Annotated in this window: 16 protein-coding genes; 7 read left to right on the top strand and 9 right to left on the bottom strand. The window is 67.2% G+C overall.

Going from position 1 to position 19130, the window contains the following annotated elements:
• Nucleotides 1-92 precede the first annotated feature (92 nt).
• The 3 genes from GY812_04425 to GY812_04415 are packed head-to-tail and all read left to right on the top strand — an operon-like array spanning nucleotide 93 to nucleotide 3037.
• On the top strand, nucleotides 93-1550 hold the full coding sequence (locus tag GY812_04425) for a 9-cis-epoxycarotenoid dioxygenase (GenBank protein MCP4434732.1): 1458 nt from the start codon (nucleotides 93-95) through the stop codon (nucleotides 1548-1550).
• A 4-nt stretch (nucleotides 1551-1554) separates the two neighbouring features.
• Nucleotides 1555-2631, top strand: a complete 1077-nt coding sequence (locus GY812_04420) for a DMT family transporter (protein MCP4434731.1) — start codon at nucleotides 1555-1557, stop codon at nucleotides 2629-2631.
• A gap of 1 nt (nucleotide 2632) precedes the next feature.
• Nucleotides 2633-3037, top strand: coding sequence for a carboxymuconolactone decarboxylase family protein (locus GY812_04415; protein ID MCP4434730.1), 405 nt, complete (start codon nucleotides 2633-2635; stop codon nucleotides 3035-3037).
• A gap of 10 nt (nucleotides 3038-3047) precedes the next feature.
• Here GY812_04415 and GY812_04410 read toward each other — a convergent pair whose 3' ends face one another.
• The 3 genes from GY812_04410 to GY812_04400 form a co-directional block, all read right to left on the bottom strand.
• Entirely contained in the window at nucleotides 3048-3824 is a 777-nt protein-coding gene (locus tag GY812_04410; protein MCP4434729.1) for a methylated-DNA--[protein]-cysteine S-methyltransferase, read from the bottom strand.
• Nucleotides 3821-4378, bottom strand: coding sequence for an RNA polymerase sigma factor (locus GY812_04405; GenBank protein MCP4434728.1), 558 nt, complete (start codon nucleotides 4376-4378; stop codon nucleotides 3821-3823). Before GY812_04405 ends, GY812_04410 begins: the two co-directional genes overlap by 4 nt.
• A gap of 69 nt (nucleotides 4379-4447) precedes the next feature.
• Nucleotides 4448-6145: a carotenoid oxygenase gene (locus GY812_04400; protein MCP4434727.1), complete on the bottom strand. Its 1698-nt coding sequence runs from the start codon at nucleotides 6143-6145 to the stop codon at nucleotides 4448-4450.
• A 107-nt stretch (nucleotides 6146-6252) separates the two neighbouring features.
• On the opposite strand from GY812_04400, the gene GY812_04395 reads away from it, so the two are divergent.
• Complete coding sequence (locus GY812_04395) at nucleotides 6253-7125, top strand: hypothetical protein (protein MCP4434726.1); 873 nt, start codon at nucleotides 6253-6255, stop codon at nucleotides 7123-7125.
• Nucleotides 7125-8339 carry an aromatic ring-hydroxylating dioxygenase subunit alpha gene (locus tag GY812_04390; GenBank protein MCP4434725.1) on the top strand — a complete coding sequence of 405 codons (1215 nt, stop codon included), beginning with the start codon at nucleotides 7125-7127 and terminating at the stop codon, nucleotides 8337-8339. The genes GY812_04395 and GY812_04390 overlap by 1 nt, the downstream gene beginning before the upstream one ends.
• A gap of 285 nt (nucleotides 8340-8624) precedes the next feature.
• Here the strand turns inward: GY812_04390 and GY812_04385 are convergent, their stop codons facing one another.
• Nucleotides 8625-9857 carry a beta-lactamase family protein gene (locus tag GY812_04385; GenBank protein MCP4434724.1) on the bottom strand — a complete coding sequence of 411 codons (1233 nt, stop codon included), beginning with the start codon at nucleotides 9855-9857 and terminating at the stop codon, nucleotides 8625-8627.
• Between the two features lie 42 nt (nucleotides 9858-9899).
• Nucleotides 9900-10988 carry a hypothetical protein gene (locus GY812_04380; protein ID MCP4434723.1) on the bottom strand — a complete coding sequence of 363 codons (1089 nt, stop codon included), beginning with the start codon at nucleotides 10986-10988 and terminating at the stop codon, nucleotides 9900-9902.
• Between the two features lie 68 nt (nucleotides 10989-11056).
• On the opposite strand from GY812_04380, the gene GY812_04375 reads away from it, so the two are divergent.
• Entirely contained in the window at nucleotides 11057-11446 is a 390-nt protein-coding gene (locus tag GY812_04375; GenBank protein MCP4434722.1) for a DUF1622 domain-containing protein, read from the top strand.
• A gap of 6 nt (nucleotides 11447-11452) precedes the next feature.
• Here GY812_04375 and GY812_04370 read toward each other — a convergent pair whose 3' ends face one another.
• The 4 genes from GY812_04370 to GY812_04355 form a co-directional block, all read right to left on the bottom strand.
• Nucleotides 11453-14587 (bottom strand): methylmalonyl-CoA mutase, encoded by a 3135-nt coding sequence (locus GY812_04370; GenBank protein MCP4434721.1) that lies wholly within the window; start codon nucleotides 14585-14587, stop codon nucleotides 11453-11455.
• A gap of 66 nt (nucleotides 14588-14653) precedes the next feature.
• Nucleotides 14654-15328, bottom strand: coding sequence for a hypothetical protein (locus tag GY812_04365; GenBank protein MCP4434720.1), 675 nt, complete (start codon nucleotides 15326-15328; stop codon nucleotides 14654-14656).
• Entirely contained in the window at nucleotides 15325-16938 is a 1614-nt protein-coding gene (locus GY812_04360; GenBank protein ID MCP4434719.1) for a succinate-semialdehyde dehydrogenase (NADP(+)), read from the bottom strand. Before GY812_04360 ends, GY812_04365 begins: the two co-directional genes overlap by 4 nt.
• Nucleotides 16939-16949: 11 nt before the next feature.
• Nucleotides 16950-18479, bottom strand: a complete 1530-nt coding sequence (locus GY812_04355; protein ID MCP4434718.1) for an NAD(P)/FAD-dependent oxidoreductase — start codon at nucleotides 18477-18479, stop codon at nucleotides 16950-16952.
• A 104-nt stretch (nucleotides 18480-18583) separates the two neighbouring features.
• On the opposite strand from GY812_04355, the gene GY812_04350 reads away from it, so the two are divergent.
• Nucleotides 18584-19123 (top strand): CAP domain-containing protein, encoded by a 540-nt coding sequence (locus GY812_04350; protein MCP4434717.1) that lies wholly within the window; start codon nucleotides 18584-18586, stop codon nucleotides 19121-19123.
• The last annotated feature ends 7 nt before the right edge of the window (nucleotides 19124-19130 follow it).

The following is a 19130-nucleotide window of genomic DNA, read 5'->3' as shown; positions in this document are numbered from 1 at the left end:
GTGCAGGAACGTGACCAGTCGCGCTGGGCGCCCGGGATGAACGTTGTTAACTTCTGATCCTGCACATTGCGCGACCAGGCAACGAGGGTGAGATGACAGACCAGGCGACACCGGTAGAGCCGACTACAGACCTCGACTGGGAACAGATCGGCGAGAATCCGTACCTGAGCGGGAACATGATCCCGATCACCACCGAGCTCACCGTCGACCGATGCGAAGTCATCGAAGGCCGGATTCCCACCGAGCTCGACGGCACCTACATGCGCAATGGCTCCAACCAGCAGTTCGAGCCACGGGGGCGCTACCACCTGTTCGACGGCGACGGGATGATCCACGCAGTCGGCCTGCAGGATGGTGTCGCCAGCTACCGCAACCGGTGGATCCTCGGCAAGGGCCTGCTCTACGAGCGCGAGAAGGGCCACGCGGTGTGGGGTGGCATGCAGGACGTCAACCCGCCCGACGAGGAGGCCATGGAGCGCGTCGGCCGTGGCAAGAACATGGCCAACATCCACGTGGTGCGCCACGCGGAGAAGATCCTGGCGCTCTACGAGGCCGGCAAGCCCACCGAGATCACCGCTTCGCTCGACACGGTGGGCGAGTACAACTTCGACGGCCAGCTCAAGGGTGCCTTCACCGCACACCCGCACATCGACACGCACACCGGTGAGATGTTCGGCTTCGCCTACCGGCCGCTGCCACCGTTTCTCACCTACTACAAGGTCGACGCCTCGGGCCGCCTCGTGGTGAAGGAGGAGATCGAGGTACCGGCACCGGTGATGATGCACGACTTCATGATCACCGAGAACTACGCGGTGTTCCTCTACGCCCCGGCGGTCTGGGACGTGATGCACGCCATCCAGCACGGCGGGCCGGCCATGACATGGCGACCCGAGAACGGCGCCCAGTTCATAGTGGTGCCCCGCGACGGCGGCGCCTCCGAGGCGAAGTGGTTCGAAGCCGACCTCGGGTGGGTCTTCCACTTCTCGAACGCCTACGAGCGCGGCGGCGAGATCGTGATCGACGGCTGCCGTGCCGACTCGGTGGAGGATGACGTGGCAGCGGAGGACGGCGGCGGACCGATCGCCCGCATGAATCGCTACGTGATCCCCCTGGCGGCCGGCGGCGACGTGCGAAACGAGCAGGTGCACGACCGCAACGTCGAGTTCCCGATCGTGCACCCCGACAGGATGGGCCGGGACTACCGATACGCCTACATGCTCGGCACCGAGATGGGCCTCGAGCGCACCCGCCCCGACCTCATGAACCGGGTGGTGCGATTCGACTTCGAAACCGGCGAAGAAGACGTGTTCTCCGTGGCCGGCCGTGGCGACGTCACCGAGTTCACCTACGCACCCAACCCGGCCTCGGACCGCGAGGAAGACGGGTACGTGATGGGCTTCATGCACGACAAGGTCAACTACGCCGCAGAACTGATCATCCTGTCCGCAGGCGACCTCGCCGCCGGCCCGGTTGCCCGCATCCAGATGCCCCAGCGGGTACCCGAGGGCTTCCACGGCTCCTGGATGCCCGGGTTGAAGCTCGGCAGCTGAGCGGGTGCCGAGCACCGACCGCACCGGCGCCCCGGCCAGGCTGCGTCCGACCGACCCCGTCACCTGGGGCCTGCTCCTCGCATTCGGCGCCGCAGTGGGTAGCGCCATGGGCGTCATCCCCTACAAGGTCGCGACCGACCGCGCCGAGCCCGAATACGTGGTCGTCGCACTCCTGGTCTCCGCGGCCATCCTGAATACCTTCGGCAGCATCTTCTCCGCGATTCGGGGAAACGACCGCGAGCCGGTCGACAGCGTGGGTGGCCTGGCCGAGGTGGATGTGGAGGCCGCTGATCCGCTCCGGACCGAGCAGCCGGCGATGGCCCGTGCAACATCGATGCAGCTGACCATCGGCGTCGGGATCCTGTTGGGACTGATAGCCGCAGTGGCCAACTGGACCGCCAGCGAGGCGATCACGCGCCTCGAGGTGTCGATCGCCCAGTTGCTCATCCAGATGCAGGTGTTGTTTGCTGCGCTGCTGGCGCGCATCTGGTTGGGTGAGAAGGTGGGCCGGCGATTCCTGGGCGGGGCTCTGCTCGCGCTCCTCGGCCTGGCGGTGATGCAGGGGGTCGGCGGCGCCTCGGCAGGGGTTGCGGTGCTGTGGGGGCTGGGCTCCGCGGCCTGCTTCGGATCCATGCAGGTCATCACCCGCCGCTGGATCGAGCGCATCCACCCCGTGGTGGTCAACGCGCTGCGTCTGTGGATCGCCGCCGCGATCGTGGCCCTGGTGCCCGGCGCGCTCGTCGGCGCGATGGGCCTGCCCATCGCTGTCATCGGGCTCGCCGCAGCGGCCGCCGCATGTGGCCCGTTCCTCGGGCGGCTGATGATGATGCACTCCGCCCACTTCATTCCCGCAGCCACCAGCACCCTCATGGGACTCTTCGCCCCCGTGCTTGCCCTCGGCTTCGGCTGGATGCTGCTCTCGGAACTGCCGAGCGGCACGGAACTGCTCGGCGGCGCACTCGTCGTGGCCGGGATGTTCGTGGCTGTGAGCGGGCGCGCTCGCAGGACCGGTGGCGCGGACCGTAACGTTCCCGCCGAGGCGGCCGCGCCGGATGCCGGCCGCGAATCCGACGGGAGCTGACATGGCCGACGACAGCACAACAGGCGCCGGCGACGGGCCGTCGCAGTACGAGCGGGGACAGGAGATGATCCGCAAGGTCTACGCAGGCGACGTCGTCGACCTGCCAGAGGGCACGATGGCCTTCTACGACGTGATGATGAGGAGCCTCTTCGCCGAGGTGTGGGACCGCGACGTGCTCTCCATCGACTCGCGTCGACTGCTCATCATGGGAGTCATCGCAGCACGCGGCGAGCCCGACACCTGGAAGATCCAGTCAACCGCGGCGCTCAAGCGCGGCGAGCTGACCCCAGACGAGCTCCGCGAGTGCCTGATCATGCTCGCCCCCTACGCCGGCTACCCCAACGTTGCCAGCCTGATCGGCCCCACCGAGGAGGCGATCAGCGACTACGAGTCAGCAGCCTCCTGACGCCTGTCGGCTATGCCGCGGCGGGAACGGGCTGGCAGTGCTTGCAGGGACGCATGCCGGCTGACTCTGCGGCATCCTGGCCGCGCAGCAGGACACGGTCCGACTCGGTGATGCGACGCGCCGAGTGGCAGCTCGGGTCACAGAAGATGCCGGTCCTGTCGCTGCCCACGTAGCGGTAGCCGCGTGCGTGCAGGTCCCGGACCTCGTCGAGGTTCGCGCCCTCGTCGCGCAGGAGTGCGTCCTTGGTGTCGCTGCCGAACAGGTACTGCCCGGTAGCACCATCGGAACGGATCACCCGGTGGCAGGGAATCAGGATCGGAACCGGGTTGGCCCCGAGCGCCGAGCCGACCGCTCGGACGGCATTCGGTCGCCCGATCCGCTGGGCTACCCACGAATACGGGCGCACCTCCCCCACCGGGATGCCCCGCGCCGCCTGCAGCACGAGCCGCTGGAAGTCGGACATGGTCCGCAGGTCGGCGTCCACGGCACGCCCGCGTCCGGTGCGCAGTGCTGCCGTCAATCCCTTCGGAGGCGACGCCTCTGCACCCAGCGGTCGGCCACCAAGTCGGTCAGCGAAGCGCCGGGCGAATTCCTCGGGGTCGGTGGCGTCGCTCAGGAACGAGACCCCGTGTCGGTTGAAGGCCACGCGGACCTCGCCGATCTCGCTGTCGAGCACGCAGTGGTTGTCGGCCAGACCGACACCGTCAAGCACCGAGTCGCGCAGCTCGTCCGTCATGGCCACCGCAAGGCCCCGCAGCCCTTCGAGTACCGGATCGCTGTTGCTCATGGTTCCTCCGTCTGCTGGTGGGCAAGTTGGGTCCGCAGGTCGGCCAGACCCCGCGAGAGGTGGGACTTCAGGGTTCCCTGTGGGCAATCCATGGCCTCGGCCGTTTCGCCAGTGCTCAGGCCGACGACATGGCGCAACACCACGGCTTCACGCTGGACGTCGGGCAGGGAGCGCAGCGCCGCCACGAGCGGACTGCCACCGATCGACTCCATGGCCTCTTGCTCGGGACCTGGGCCGTCGGACCCGATCGCACGCGCAGTGTCATCGGACAGTTCACCAACGGGCTTGCGGCCGCGCCGGCGTCTCTCGTTGCGCACCAGGTTGAGCGCAATGGTCGCTAGCCAGGGCCGCAGGTCGACGTCCGTGGGATCCGTGCTGCCGGACTCGAAGGCACGCCACGCCCGCAGGAACGTGTCCTGCAGCACGTCCTCGGCAGCCTGGGGATCACCCAGGCGCGCACCGATCGACAACACCATGGACCCGTGGGCGTCGACAAGGTCGACGAACCCGCCTTCGAGGTCGGTGGCCAGTCGTCGGCCCACGCGCGTGCTCACACCCAATAGAACACCGCACAGGGGCAATCGGTTGCAGGATCTGCTGAATTGGCCCCTCGGGCCGCCAGGTCAGAGCAGCTCGTCACACTCCGCGGCGACCTCGTGGATCGAGGAGTGGAACTCCTGGGGCACGGTCGCCATCGCCTCGTCGCTGAGTTCGTCGGCGAATCGCAGGCGGTCGGCATCGGCACGGCCCGACAGCTGCGGCATCCAGGCCGAGTGGAGGATCACCGGCACGGTCTCGTTGTTGGTGCCCTTCAGCGTGGCGATCGGGCCGGCGCCCACGTTGGCTGCGTCGAACAGGTCGACGCGGATGCCTCCGTCGGAGAGGACCGGCTGCACGACGTAGCCGTCGTGGCCACCGGCGTTCGTGCCCTCGTAGGTGTCAGAGGTCGGCTTGCCGGCATCGCGCGGCGCGAAGGTGGGCGAGGTGATGTGGTCGCTGGTGTCCTTGTACTCCCAGCGGCTCTTGAGCTCCATGCTGCCCCGCTCGAAGGTGGCAAGGACGCCCGGGGTCTCCTCGCGGACCTGGTCGAGGTCGATGCGGCCCTCGTACATCTTGGCTGCGCGCTCGGAGATGTTGCCGGGCCGGCAGCCCTGGTAGGTGACGTGGTGCAGGGACGGCTTGTTGAGGCCTTCGAGGCTCCAGTCCATGCCGGAGAGCTGGAGGTTGAAGGTCCAGTCCTCCTTGTAGATGCCCTGCTCGAGCACCTTGCCGGTCTCAGGCTCGAAGGTGATCTCTGTGATCGTCTCGGGTGCCATCGCCATGTTGTAGAGGCCGATCGCGGCGGGGTCGACGGGGTTGCCGTTGACGTCGTTGTCGTCGGGCTTCATGTAGAGGGCGAGGTCCATGAGGTCCATGCCCTCCCAGACCACCGAGATGCCGTCGGTGTCGTCGTAGCGGGCGTAGTAGTGCCCGTTGGGCGGCGACATGGTGAAGCAGTGGGGCTTGATCGGAGTGCCCGAGGGCAGCCCTTCGAGGGCGTCCTTGCGAACCAGCCACACGGGCACCTCGTCGTCGGTGGTCACGGTGCGCTCGCCGCCGAGCATCTCGTCGGGGTCGGCCTTGAAGTTGCCGGAGTCACACAGGATCACCCAGTCGCGGGTCTGGCTGAGCGTGTGCACGGAGCCACCGAAGCTGATGCCGTCAAGTGGCCAGTACTTCACGGTGGTGCCGTCGCGGTCCCACTGCACGACGGCGGGCTGCATGCCGAACGTCGGTTCGAACACGGGGCTCATCTTCACGGTCCACAGGCAGTGGCGCTCGGGATCGGCGACCGGGTGCGCCGAGGAGAACAGGAACGGGTGGATGCCGGGCATGTCCATGGACTGGCCACCCCAGGAGTCGACGTGGCCGACCTCTGCGATGAACTCCATGGTCACCGGATCCAGCTCGACCGGACGGCCGGCGTCCCACGTGGTGTAGAGGCGGTCTCCCCAGGGCAGCGGCGCGGTGTTGGCGCAGTTGGGAGCACCGAAGGGCGAGACCCAACCGAGCGCGCCGGTGCTGAACTGGTCCGAGTGACGGTCATACAGGCGCTTTCCGGGGCTCTGGATGACCTTGTGGTCCCATCTGAAGCGACCATCCGCGGCGCCTCGCTTGCCGGGCTCGAGCGACAGGCGAACGATCGCACCCCAGTCGAAGATCGCGTACGGCAGGTTGTGGGAGTTGTTCGGGCTCGACCACACCACGTCGCCGCTGATGTCGTCGGGCCACTCGCCGGAAACGACTTCCAGCTCGAAATCCTTGTGCGGCGCTGAGTTCATGCAACCCGGAACTGGCATGGTTATCCCCCAAATGGTTTCGACTAGGTTGGTTAACGGTGTTTACCAGAGGATCTGAGCCAGTGTCCACCGGAGCGACGAACGAATCTGTGAGAACCTCGGCCAACCGCTTCAGCGCGCTGTACAAGCCGCTCACCGAGGACGGCCTGCGCGGCCGCAAGGCGGTCAAGCGGTTCCTCTACTCCGGCATGGCGTTTCGGGAAGCGATCCTGATCGCCCTCGGCAGGCAACAGCCGCTGATGGAGTTCATCGTCAAGGCCGAGCCGCCGTCGGTCTACGTGGTGTGGAAGGTCAAGGCCGACCGGGTGGCCGACCTGCCGGACGCGCTCTCGCTGCCACCGGACATGCCACCCACTCGGATCAGATGCCTCGACGGCGACGAGCCCGAGTACCTCATCACCTGCAACTACTACGAGGTCGGAGGCATCGCCACCGGGTTGCGCGCCGAATGGTCGGTCTTCGTGGCCGACAGCGCCGGCATCCCGCGCTACCTCGTGTTCGATGCCCGGTCCTCCGAGCTGTCCATGGACCCAGTCGACATCATCACCCCGAAGAGCACGGTCCAGCACGCACGCACCGGCAGCCAGATCGTGACCCAGGTGGGCGACGACCCCGAGGCGCTGCGCTGCACGATCGAGATGCCCGAGGGCGACGACCTCGACCGCCTCGCCCCGCGGGTCAGCCCGCACGCCGAATGGGCCGCCGCCAACGACTTCATCTACTGGTGCAACGGCATGTGTGACCGCACCTGGTACGACGCCGGCATGCACGACCCGCGCAAGCGGCGGGTGGAGCCGGAGTGCTACGAACTCGAGGACAACACACCGTGGGCCGAGCTCCTGGAACCTGAGCCGGTGCACGTACTGGTCTTCGAGGACGAGATCAGCCTGACCATGGCGCCGTGGGAGAATCTCGACCGCCTTCGGCCCAACGACCACAACTCGCAAAGAGGGAGAACCTGATGGACGCAGCACTCGAGACCAGGATCCGAGAGCAGATGGAGGTCGAGAAGGCTCGTACGTCGCCGCTCGACGAGGCGATTCCGATCCCGACGATCCCGACCGGCCGCTACACCGAGCAGGCCATGTACGACCTCGAGATGGAGCGCGTGTTCGGGCGCACCTGGGTGTTCGCCGGTCACGAGTCGGAACTACCCGATCCGGGCTCCTACCGGCTGTTCACCCACACCGGGGCACCGATCGTGATCGTGCGAGGTGAGGACGGGCAGGTACGTGCCTTCTACAACGCATGCCGGCACCGCGGAGCACCCGTGACCCGCGACGAGTGCGGAACCGCGAAGCGGCTCACCTGCCAGTACCACTCGTGGTCATACGGCACCGACGGCGAACTCAAGGCCGTGCCCGACGAGCGCAGCTTCACGGACATCAACCGAGAAGAACTCGGCCTCGTCCCCGTGCGCTGCGAGACATGGGAGGGGTTCATCTTCCTCAACGAGGACGAGAACGCCGAGCCGCTGCTCGACTTCCTCGGCCCGCTGGCGGAGCAGATGGTGGAGATCGACGGACCCAACCAGCGGCTCGTCGGCACGCAGACCTACGAACTCAACTGCAACTGGAAGCTCATGGTCGACGCGTTCTCCGAGGTGTACCACATACGCACCATCCATCCGGACAACGCAGCACTGCTCTACAACGACCAGTCGGTCACCTTCGCGATGCTCCCCAACGGCCATGGCCGCCTCAATGTGGAGAAGAAGGAAGAGCTGCGCGACATGCCGATGGTGTCGGAGGAGAACGACAATCCGCGGGTGCCGGAGCTGTGGCGGCAGACCTCCACCTCGTTCGCCGTCTTCCCCAACCTCGTGGTGCCGATGGACACCGGCGCCTTCACCTGGCTGTGCATGTGGCCACGCGGGCTCGACAAGACCGAGCTCGAGCTGCGCTGGTACGCCCCCGAGTGGGCCGGCGACGACGTGCCCGACGAGCACGCCATGCGCATGCAGCTGTTCGAGACCGTCATGGCCCAGGACACCGCCAACATGGGTCCGATCCAGGAGTCGGTGTCGTCGCCCGGGGCCCGGCCGTTCCAGATCGGCTGGCACGAGCGCCTGATCCACCACTTCCACCGCTCGGTCGACCTGGCCATCGGCGAGGCCGACGTACCCGAAGGCCTGGCCGTGTCCGACGCCCTCGACCGCTTCGTCGAGGACTACTGACCCCAACGACCCGCGCCCGCACCCGCGCCCAGTCGCCGCCAGCGTCACTCGGCCTCACCCGGCCGCCCTGTGCCGAGCCACTCGGCCTCACCCGGCCGCCCTGTGCCGAGCCACTCATCCTCATTCCCCGAGGAGCTGAGCGTCACACCGACGCGGAGCGACTCGAGAAGGGAACTGGAGTCAGCGAGCACACCAGCCTGACTCCAGAGTGGCGTGCGTGGTGACTCACCCCGCTCGTGCACACGCGGCGGCCGACGGCGCGGGACCGCGTCGACACGCCTTGATTCAGGTGATGACAGCCTGCTGAACCAGCTGACGCAGCTGGGGGCGAATGGCATACGTGCTCGAGGGCAACAGCTGGGTCATGAACAGCACGATCATGTCGTCCTCGGGATCCACCCAGAATGCAGTGCTGGCAGCGCCACCCCATCCGTACTCACGGGCGTTACCGACCACCTTCACCGCAGCCGGGTCTTCGACCACCGAGAAGCCGAGGCCGAACCCGACTCCGTCGAAGCTCGTCTCCGCGAACGTCGACTGACCGTACGCCTCGAGGTCGACCCCGCCGGGCAGGTGGTTGCGCGCCATGTAGTCGAGGGTCCGGGGGCCGAGCAGCCTGTTGCCGTCGAGCTCTCCCCGGCCCAGCAACATCCGGCAGAAACGGTGGTAGTCGCCGGCGGTACTCACGAGGCCTCCGCCTCCCGATGGGAATGCGGGTGGGTTGCGTGGCACCGGACCGAACGCCCCGGCCGGGCTGCACTGCCTGTCGGGTGCCGGCACGTACAACTGGGCCAGTCGATCGCGGTCCTCCCCGTCGAGGGAGAAGCCGGTCTCGTCCATGCCCAGCGGATCCAGGATGCGGGTCTGCACGAAGTCGGCGAACGGCATGCCCGAAACCACCTCGACGAGGCGGCCGAGGACGTCGGTGGCAACCGAGTAGTTCCATGCGGTGCCCGGCTGGAACAGCAGCGGGAACGATGCGAACTTCTCCGTGGCCTCGGCGAGCGTGACCCCCTTGGGTGCAGCGAACTCGTAGCCGGCCTTGCGGTACAGCTCGTCAACCGGGTGGATGTAGTGGAAGCCGTAGGTGAGCCCGGCGGTGTGGGTGAGCAGGTGCCAGATGCGCATCGGCTCGGTGACCGGCTCGGTCACCACCTTGGTGCTCGGACCACTGCGGTACGCCCGGGTGTCGCCGAACTCTGGCAGGTACCACTTCACCTGGTCCTTCAGCTCGAAGCGCCCCTCCTCGTACAGCATCATCGCCGCCACGGAGGTGATCGGCTTCGACATCGAATAGATGCGGAAGATCGTGTCGGCCTCGATCGGCAGGCCTTCCTCGCGGTCGCGGTGCCCGTACGCCGACAGGTGTGCGACCCGCCCTCCCCGCGACACCGCCATCAGCCATCCTGGAAGCCGTCCGTCGTCGACGAACCGCTGGAAGTGTGCGTCGAGCCTCTCGAGGCGGCCCTTGTCGAGTCCGACCTCGCCAGGGTCCACCTCGGCGGTGATCGTGGTCATCGGTTCTCCCTCAATCAGTCGGCCCAGGAGTGTCGGCCTGGATCAGTCGGCGGTGCCGTCGGCCTTGGCCGACGCGGTCGTGTCCATCGCTTCGGGCGGTGACGGTAGCTGCTCGAGAGTGCCCGCGAAGGCCTCCTCGGCCAGTGCTCGACCCAGCTCGATCATCTCGGGAGCCTTGTGCATGTCGAGGGTGCGCGCAGCGTTGCGGGGTACCGAGATCATCACGTCGGGCGGATAGGCAGCCAGCCGCGTGCGGGCGACAGCAGCCTGCATTGCCTCGAACGAGAGCTGCATCACCTCGACCGACCCCATCGAGTCGTGCCGCGACGCCCTAGATTGCCTCGAGGGGCGCGTCGGCTTGTCGGTGTCGAGCCGTGATCGCACCGAGTCCTCCAGCTCATCCGGCAGGCGCTTGCGCACCGATGCCAGCAGGTCGCTGTCGAACCACTTGGCGGCCGAGCCACGCATGCGGGTGCTCAGTTCCTCCGGACTCGACTCGCCCGCGTCGACGGCAACGGGTCGGTCCGGCGCTGGTCCACGACCGTCGAGGCTGACCGCCACGATCAGGTCGGCGTGCGCCGCGGCCAACGGTGCGACGGGTACCGGGTCTAGCAGCCCGCCGTCGACCAGCACCCGGCCATCGAGGCTGACTGGCTGCACGAAGCTGGGGATCGCCGTGGAGGCCCGGATCGCGACCTCGAGCGGCCCGCGCTGGAACCACACCTCGCGGTGAGCGAGCAGATCGACCGCCACCGCGGTGTAGGGAATGGGGAGGTCCTGGATCTCGACGTCGCCGATCAGGTCGCCGACCACCTTGAAGATCTTCTCGCCCCTGATCGCACCCTTGGCCGACAGTGAAACGTCCATGAGCCGGAGCACCTCGAACTGGCCGAGGCCGACCGCCCACTCAGTGAACTCGTCGAGCTTGCCGGCGCAGTACATACCGCCGACGCAGGCACCCATGGAGGACCCGGCTACTGCCACGATCTCGGCGCCCAACTCCTCCAGAACCTGCACGACGCCTATGTGGGCGTAGCCGCGTGCGCCGCCGCTGCCGAGCACCAGGGCCACGCGAACCGGTTGACTCTCGTCACTGACGATCTGTGAGTCGCCGTCTTCGACCGATGCCATGGTGCGACGATACGGCCTGTGACCGGATATGCGCGGCGCGGACACCCCACCGCCGTAGCGTTGCGGTCGTGAGCTTCGAAGAGGTGATGGAGAACATCGCCAAGGGATTCGAGGTCGTCGGCGTAGCCGTGCTCGTGCTCGGTGGCCTGGCCGCACTCGTGCGGTCGGTCGTGCGGCGCGAGACCGGGCGCAGCCTGTACAAGGAGATCCGCCGCGACTTCGGCCACTCGCTCCTGCTCGGCCTCGAGATCCTCGTCGCTGCCGACATCGTGAAGACCGTTGCGGTCGAGACGTCGATCGAGAGCGTCGTGATCCTTGGCATCCTGGTGCTGGTACGCACCCTGCTCAGTCTGTCCCTCGACGCCGAGATCGACGGCGTGTTGCCGTGGCGGCGACGCGAGCTCGAGTTGGCTGAGGCCGCCGCCGGGATCGAACCCAGGATCTCCGACGGCAACTGACTGGCGTCAGTGGTTGCGCCTGTACCTGCCACCGACGTCGAACAGCGTTTCGGTGATCTCGCCGAGGGTGCAGTGACGCACCGACTCCATCAGCGAGGAGAACGTGTTAGCCCCTGAAAGGGCCGCCGCGCGCAGGTCGGCCAGGGCTGGTTCGCGGCCAGCCGCATGCGCTGCGCGGAAGCTCTCGATGTGCTCGATGCGCTCCTGTTTCTCCTGCTCGTCGGAGCGACGCAACTCCATCTCGCCGCGCACGGCGTCTTCCCAGTCAGGTGGGCGGAACGTGTTGACCCCGATGATCGGCAATGAGCCGTCGTGCTTGCGGTGCTCGTAGAGCATCGACTCGTCTTGGATCTTGCCGCGCTGGTACCCGGTCTCCATGGCGCCGAGCACACCGCCCCGGGCGCTGATGCGCTCCAGTTCGGCCAACACGGCCTCCTCGACCAGGTCGGTGAGCTCCTCCACGACGAAGGATCCCTGGTTGGGATTGTCGTTGCCGCCCAGGCCCCACTCGCGGTTGATGATGAGCTGGATGGCCATTGCCCGACGCACCGACTCGTCGGTAGGCGTGGTGACCGCCTCGTCGTAGGCGTTCGTGTGCAGGCTGTTGGCGTTGTCGTAGATCGCACACAGGGCCTGAAGCGTGGTGCGTATGTCGTTGAACGCCATCTCCTGGGCGTGCAGTGACCGCCCCGAGGTCTGGACGTGGTACTTGAGCTTCTGGCTGCGCTCGCCGGCGCCGAAACGCTCACGCATCGCGACTGCCCAGATGCGCCTGGCCACCCGGCCGAGCACGGTGTACTCGGGGTCCATCCCGTTGGAGAAGAAGAACGACAGGTTGGGAGCGAAGTCGTCGATCGACATGCCGCGGGACAGGTACGCCTCCACATAGGTGAAGCCGTTGGCGAGGGTGAACGCGATCTGGGTGATCGGGTTCGCGCCCGCTTCGGCGATGTGATAGCCGGAGATCGACACCGAGTAGAAGTTGCGGACCTTCCTGTCCACGAACCACTCCTGGATGTCAGCCATCATCCGCAGCGCGAACTCGGTGGAGAGCACGCAGGTGTTCTGACCCTGGTCCTCCTTGAGGATGTCGGCCTGCACCGTGCCGCGCACCTTGGTGAGGACCTCCGCCGGATCGAGCTCGGGATGCTGGTCGATCGCAGTGTTGAGGTACATGGCGAGGATCGCCGGCGCCGGCCCGTTGATCGTCATAGACACAGAGGTCGTGGGGTCGATCAGGTCGAAGCCCGCGTACAGCGCCTTCATGTCGTCGAGCGTCGCCACCGATACGCCGGACGTGCCGATCTTGCCGTAGATGTCGGGCCTCGACGCCGGGTCCGCCCCATAGAGGGTGACGCTGTCGAAGGCCGTGGACAGTCGGCTGGAAGGCTGGTCATCGGCCAGCAGGTGAAAGCGCGTGTTGGTGCGCTCCGGGCCACCCTCGCCCGCGAACATACGGGTGGGCTCCTCTTCGTCGCGGCGCATCTCGAACACACCGCCGGTGAACGGGAAGTGTCCGGGCAGGTTCTCGCGCCGCAACCAGCCGAGAAGCTCGGCCGGATCGTCGAAGTGCGGCATGGCGAGTCGCGGCACCAGCGTGCCTGCCAGCGACTCGCGCGAAGGCCGATCGTCGCCTGCCAGCCGGTCGCGGTCGGCTGCGAACTTCTCGAGCAAGGCTGTGCTCGAGGGGTTCACCTCGGCGCGGCGCACCTCGAGACGAGACTCCAGGTCGCTCGTGTCGAGGTCCGCGTGCTCCAGTTCCGCGATCGCACCCTCGAGCTGAGCCACCTTGCGTACCGCCCCGACCTGCTCGGCGGTGTCGGCGTGGTATCCCCGCACCGTCTCGGCGACCTCGGCGAGGTAGCGCACCCTGTCGCCCGGCACGAGCACCGACACATTGCTGGGTGTGTGACCTGCGACAGCCTCGAGCATTCCGTCGTCGACCACGAGGCCGTGTACCGCCAGTTCCGAACGCAGGTGCTGGTAGAGCGCCGTCACACCGTCGTCGTTGAAGCGGGCTGCGATCGTGCCGAACACCGGCATCCGGTCGTCGTCTCCGAACTGCTCACGATTGCGGGCGAGCTGGCGACGGACGTCGCGCAGTGCGTCCTCGGCACCGCGCCGCTCGAACTTGTTGATCGCCACCACATCCGCGAAGTCGAGCATGTCGATCTTCTCGAGCTGCGACGCCGCCCCGAACTCGGGAGTCATCACGTACATGGACACGTCCGCGAGCTCGACGATCGCGGCGTCGCCCTGCCCGATGCCGGGAGTCTCGACGATCACGAGGTCGGCACCAGCGGCCCTGAACACGGTGACCATGTCGGGAACGCAGGGTGGCACTTCCGTGGCGGCGGAACGAGTGCCGACCGAGCGGAAGAACATCTGTGGCGAGTCGATCGCGTTCATCCGGATCCGGTCGCCCAGAAGGGCGCCTCCGGAGCGCCGCCGGTTGGGGTCGACCGCCAGTACAGCGACGCGCACCTTGTCCTGCTGGTCGATGCGCAGGCGGTACAGGAGCTCGTCGGTGAGCGACGACTTGCCGGAGCCACCGGTGCCCGTGATGCCGAGCACCGGGACCTGCCGAGCGGCAGCTGCTTCGACCAGCGAGGCCGGCAGCTCCGCTCCGTTCTCGACCGCGGTGAGCGCTGCAGCGAGTGCGCGGTCGGATCCGCCCAACAAGGCGTCAAGATCGATGTCGGTGGCCGGAGCGGCGTCGGACTCGGAGATGATCGTGTTGACCATCGGGGCGAGGCCCATCCGTGCTCCGTCCTCGGGTGAGAAGATCCGCACGTCGTGGCCGGCGAGTTGATCGATCTCCTGCGGCACGATCACCCCACCGCCCCCGCCGTAGACCCTGACGCCCGAGGAACCTTCTTCGGCCAGGCGTTTCACGAGGTAGGTGAAGTACTCGGTGTGCCCGCCCTGGTAGGACGAAACCGCAACCGCGTTGGCGTCTTCCTGCACGGCCGCCCTGACCACGTCCTCGACGCTGCGGTTGTGCCCGAGGTGGATCACCTCCGCGCCCTGGGACTGCAGGATGCGGCGCATGATGTTGATGGCCGCGTCGTGGCCGTCATACAGACTCGTCGCAGTCACGACACGGACCGGATGCTCCGGCACGTGCAGGTCGTCACTCATTGCTTGCCCCTCTGATCAGTGCATCGTCACCGCACCCGCCCCCGACTACCCAGAACCGGACAACCCCTACTTGCAGCGGGAACCCTGACCCTGAGCGTCCAACAGTGGCTTGTACTCATAATGCCAAGGCTCTGCGGGCACTGTACGACACCATCCGTGAGCATAGAGAAGTCGGTCGTCCTCACCGATGAAGCGTGGGCCCCAGTCCTCTATGTCGATCGAGATCCCGCTCTGGTGTTTCGATCGGCCCGGACGCGCCGCCCAGCCGGGACCGAGTGTGTTCCAGATGCAGGTCTGCTCGTCGTTGCTGCGCCAGGCAGCGCGGATCCAGATCGTGCGCTTCTGCACCGGCACCTGCTCGGCCGGTATGCCGAACAGTGCGTGGTTGGCGATGGCCTGGGCCTCCTTGGCGTCCATCGCCGCTATCAACGAGGCGACCGCTTCGGGCGCCAACCCCTCGCCCCAGGGTCGGGGGCGCACGCACTCACAGGGGCCTGTGCTGCCATCCGCGTTGGCGGTCGTCATTGCGAAGTACTTCAGCTGAGACGGCGGCAGACCGAGGAACGCCGGGATGTAGGGCCTTCCCTCGGGCTCGCTGTCGCGCAGCTCGACCTGGCCCGGCTCGCCCGGGCGGCACGGATACGGGCCGGCCGATGCGGTCGGCGCCAGCGCGGACGCCAACAGCACCGTCGGCGCGAGCACCGCGAGGAACCGGGCAATGACCGCACGCCGGGTTCTCATCGCCAGCCGACCTTCTTCATTAGCCTCAGCGCTCTGGTCATGACTTCTGCGAAGCCGCCGTCGCCAAGCTGTGGCAGGGGTGGGGCGAGGTTGAAGAGTCGTTGCTCGGCGACCGTCTGGGCCTCGGTGTACTTGTCGAGGCCGTGCTCGCCGTGGCGACGGCCCATGCCCGAATCACCCATCCCGCCCATCGGGGCGTCGATGCTGCCCCACGCGGCTGCGTAGGCCTCATTGACGTTGACGGTGCCGGCGTGCATGCGGGCCGCCACCGCACGACCCCGCGCACCTGATCCGCTCCAGACGCTCGCGTTGAGCCCGTAGCGGGTGGCGTTGGCACGCTCGATCGCTTCGTCGAGGTCGTGGTAGCGGTAGAGCGACACCACCGGTCCGAAGGTCTCCTCGGCGAAGCACGCCATGGGTGCTTCCACGTCGGTGAGCACGGTGGGCTCATAGAAGTAGGGCCCGAGGTCGGGCCGGGCCTTGCCGCCGGCCAGCAGGGTGGCGCCTGCGTCGATCGCGTTGCGCACATGGGCATCGACCACATCGAGCTGCTCGGTGGATGTCAGCGTGCCCATCTGCACCGAGAAGTCGTAGCCGGGGCCCATGCGCATCGCCTCGACGGCGTCGATGAATCGGGGAACGAAGTCGTCCCAGATGGCGTCGGCCACGTACATGCGCTCGATGGAGATGCAGAGCTGGCCGCTGGAGGAGAAGCAGGCCCGAACCGCTCCCTCAACGGTGCGCTCGAGGTCCGCGTCGTCGAGCACCAGCATGGCGTTCTTGCCACCCAGTTCCAGCGAGCAACCGATGAGCCGCTGGCCCGCCTCGGCAGCGATGCGGCGACCCGACTCGGTGCTGCCGGTGAACATCACGTAGTCGGCGATGTCGAGCAGCGGCGTGCCGATGTTGCTTCCGCGTCCGAGCACGATCTGCCAGAGGTCCTCCGGAAGCCCGGCCTGTCGGGCCAGGTCGAGCGCGTACAGGGCAACCAGAGCCGTCTGGTTGTCGGGCTTCTGCACAACGGCGTTGCCCGCCAGCAACGCCGGAATCGTGTCTCCGGCTCCGAGGCTGAGCGGATAGTTCCACGGCGACACGATCGTGACGACGCCGACCGGGTGCTTGAGTTCCTGCACCGAGGTGAGACCGGGGATCAGCCCCGAGCGCCGCTTCGGTGCGAGGATCTTCGCGGCGCTGCGTGCGTAGTAGCGGCACGTGTTGGCGATGTCGCCGACCTCGAGGAACGCATCTCGGCGCGCCTTTCCGTTCTCCGCCTGGATGAGGTCCATCAACTCCTCACGGGAGTCGAGCACCAGGTCGTGCATGCGCAGGAACACCGCCGCGCGCTCACTGACCGGCCAACCGGCCCATTCCGACTGGGCTGCTCGCGCGCGCTCGGACGCCGCCACCACGTCGGTCTCGGTGCATTGGGGTAGTTCGGCGATCCGTGCGCCGCTGAAGGGAGCGTGGGTCGTGACCGTGGGCGCTTCGCCACTCGAGGCAACCAGTGAGCCGAGGTGGTGCACGAGGGTCGGTGTGAGCGTGCTGGGAAGGCCGTCGGGTGACCCCTGGACCTGTTCGGTGAGATTCACCGGATCGCTGGTCGTTGTCATGTCGCCTCCTGTCAGGCGGATCGATCTGCGGGCTCACCCGCCCGGCGCCCCCACCGGGCTCCTGGATGAGCGAGTTGCAGGCCCTCGTCCAGTATCGGCCCCATCTTCATCGCGCGGAAGTCCGAAAGGTAGCTCTGGCGCACCCGCCAGGGCGCCCGGCTGCCCTGGCGCGGCAAGCGGTCAGCCGCCCGCTTCATGTATCCGGCATCGAGGGCGAGTAGTGGCTCGGCAGTGACCGTTGGGTCCTCGCAACTCGGCGTGACGCTCCCCATGGACCGGTCGCGCATCTCGTTGAGCAGGCGGGCGACGCTGTCGCATGTCAGGTCGCACTTGAGGGTCCACGAGGCGTTCGTGTAGCCGATCGCGAACGCCAGGTTGGGCACGTCCTCGATCATCATGCCCTTCCAGGTGAGGCGCTCGGTGACGTCGAGCGGTTCACCTTCGAGTGACACGGAGATTCCCCCGAGGAACAGGAGCTCGAGGCCCGTGGCCGCCACGACGATGTCGGCATCGAGTTCGTCGCCCGAGTCGAGCCTGATGCCCTTCGCGGTGAAGGTGTCGATCGTGTCGGTGACCACCGACACCGTGCCCTCTCGGATCCCGCGGAACAGATCGCCGTCGGGCACGAGGCAGAGGCGCTGGTCCCACGGGTCATACCGCGGCGTGAAGTGCTGCTGCACGTCGAAGCCCTCCGGAAGCTCGCGCTCGACACCCTTGAGCAGCATGCGGGCTGCGGCTCGGGGGAACCGTTGGCAGAAGCCGTAGAACAGCTGCGACATCACTGCGTGGAACCAGCGGGTGACCGAGCCTGCCCAACGCTTCGGCAGCAGTTTGCGTGCGAGGCCGGTGTTGAGCAGCTTCGAGATCGGACTGTGACGCGGGCCTGCGGCCATCCAGGTCGGTGATCGCTGGAGCATGGTGACGTGGCCCGCCGAGTCGGCCATCGCCGGCACCAGTGTCACCGCTGTGGCGCCACTGCCGATGACGACCACGTCGCGACCCTCGTAGTCGAGGTCCTCGGGCCAGTGCTGGGGGTGGACCAGGTCGCCTCCGAAATCGTCCACGCCGTCCCACTGCGGTGTGTAGCCCTCGTCGTAGCGGTAGTAGCCGGTGCAGGAGAACAGGAACCCGCTGGTCAGCTCGACCCGCTCGGGCGGACCGCCTCCTTCGGGCGGCGCGTGTTCGGCCGTGATCCGCCAGACCGACTCCTCACTGCTCCAGTCAGCCGACACGATGCGGTGCCGGTAACGGATCCGGGTGTCGATCCCGCCTTCGTGCGCCGTCTCGCGGATGTAGTCGAGGATCGCATCGCCGTCCGCGATCGAGATCGGGTCGGTCCACGGCCGGAACGAAAAGCCGAGGGTGTACATGTCCGAGTCGGACCGCACCCCCGGATAGCGGAACAGGTCCCAGGTGCCGCCCATCGAGTCACGTGCCTCGAAGATCGCCCACGAAGCCCACGGGCACTTCTCGGTGAGGTGGTGCCCTGCTGCCACCCCCGACAGTCCCGCTCCGACCACGAGCACATCAAGATGTTCCATTTGGGTTCCTCCGCTCACCAACGCTTCCACAGCACACAAACGAGCGTCACATTCGTCTCCACGGTCGGCTCAAGTTCGGAGCCTCACATGGCCGATCCGAGGGCATGCCGCGTAGATCTGCACTCGTGGTGGGGTTGATGGTCGCCTTTGTCGGACTGGCCTGCGCGCCACCGCCTCCAACCACACCGGGCACCCAGCCACAGCAGGAGATGCCCCCCGCCGGGCAACTCCCCGCCCCGCCCGGGGTACAGGCCTGGATGGCTGAGATGCTGGGTCGCCTGAACGCAGAGCGCGCCGCGGTCGGCGCTCAGCCGCTGGCACACTGCACCAACCTGGACGAGGCAGCCGGGGCCCATTCGGTCGATCAGGCGCTGCACAACAACATGTCGCACACGGGCAGCAACGGATCGAATCCCGGCCAGCGAATAGAGGCTGCCGGCTACACCAACTGGTGGGGCTGGGCCGAGAACGTGGCAGCCGGTCACGGCTCCGTACCCGAGGTGATGACCGGCTGGATGGGCTCGTCGGGGCACCGGGCCAACATCCTGAATGCGAGCTTCAACCATGTGGGGCTCGGGCTGGCCAACGCCGGCGATGGAACCCCTTACTGGACACAGGTCTTCGGCAACAGCGGCACCTGCTAGTTCCACC

The organism is Actinomycetes bacterium (genome assembly GCA_024222295.1).
Classification (GTDB): Bacteria; Actinomycetota; Acidimicrobiia; order Acidimicrobiales; family Microtrichaceae; genus JAAEPF01.
This window is presented reverse-complemented; position numbering and strand designations above follow the sequence as displayed.

What these genes read in the sequence shown, in the direction of transcription:
- GY812_04380 (MCP4434723.1), bottom strand. Translation starts at nt 10,988, where the DNA reads ATGGCATCGGTCGAAGACGGCGACTCACAGATCGTCAGTGACGAGAGT.
- GY812_04355 (MCP4434718.1), bottom strand. Translation starts at nt 18,479, where the DNA reads ATGGAACATCTTGATGTGCTCGTGGTCGGAGCGGGACTGTCGGGGGTG.
- GY812_04365 (MCP4434720.1), bottom strand. Translation starts at nt 15,328, where the DNA reads ATGAGAACCCGGCGTGCGGTCATTGCCCGGTTCCTCGCGGTGCTCGCG.
- GY812_04415 (MCP4434730.1), top strand. Translation starts at nt 2,633, where the DNA reads ATGGCCGACGACAGCACAACAGGCGCCGGCGACGGGCCGTCGCAGTAC.
- GY812_04370 (MCP4434721.1), bottom strand. Translation starts at nt 14,587, where the DNA reads ATGAGTGACGACCTGCACGTGCCGGAGCATCCGGTCCGTGTCGTGACT.
- GY812_04425 (MCP4434732.1), top strand. Translation starts at nt 93, where the DNA reads ATGACAGACCAGGCGACACCGGTAGAGCCGACTACAGACCTCGACTGG.
- GY812_04360 (MCP4434719.1), bottom strand. Translation starts at nt 16,938, where the DNA reads ATGACAACGACCAGCGATCCGGTGAATCTCACCGAACAGGTCCAGGGG.
- GY812_04385 (MCP4434724.1), bottom strand. Translation starts at nt 9,857, where the DNA reads ATGACCACGATCACCGCCGAGGTGGACCCTGGCGAGGTCGGACTCGAC.
- GY812_04410 (MCP4434729.1), bottom strand. Translation starts at nt 3,824, where the DNA reads ATGAGCAACAGCGATCCGGTACTCGAAGGGCTGCGGGGCCTTGCGGTG.
- GY812_04350 (MCP4434717.1), top strand. Translation starts at nt 18,584, where the DNA reads ATGCCGCGTAGATCTGCACTCGTGGTGGGGTTGATGGTCGCCTTTGTC.
- GY812_04400 (MCP4434727.1), bottom strand. Translation starts at nt 6,145, where the DNA reads ATGAACTCAGCGCCGCACAAGGATTTCGAGCTGGAAGTCGTTTCCGGC.
- GY812_04390 (MCP4434725.1), top strand. Translation starts at nt 7,125, where the DNA reads ATGGACGCAGCACTCGAGACCAGGATCCGAGAGCAGATGGAGGTCGAG.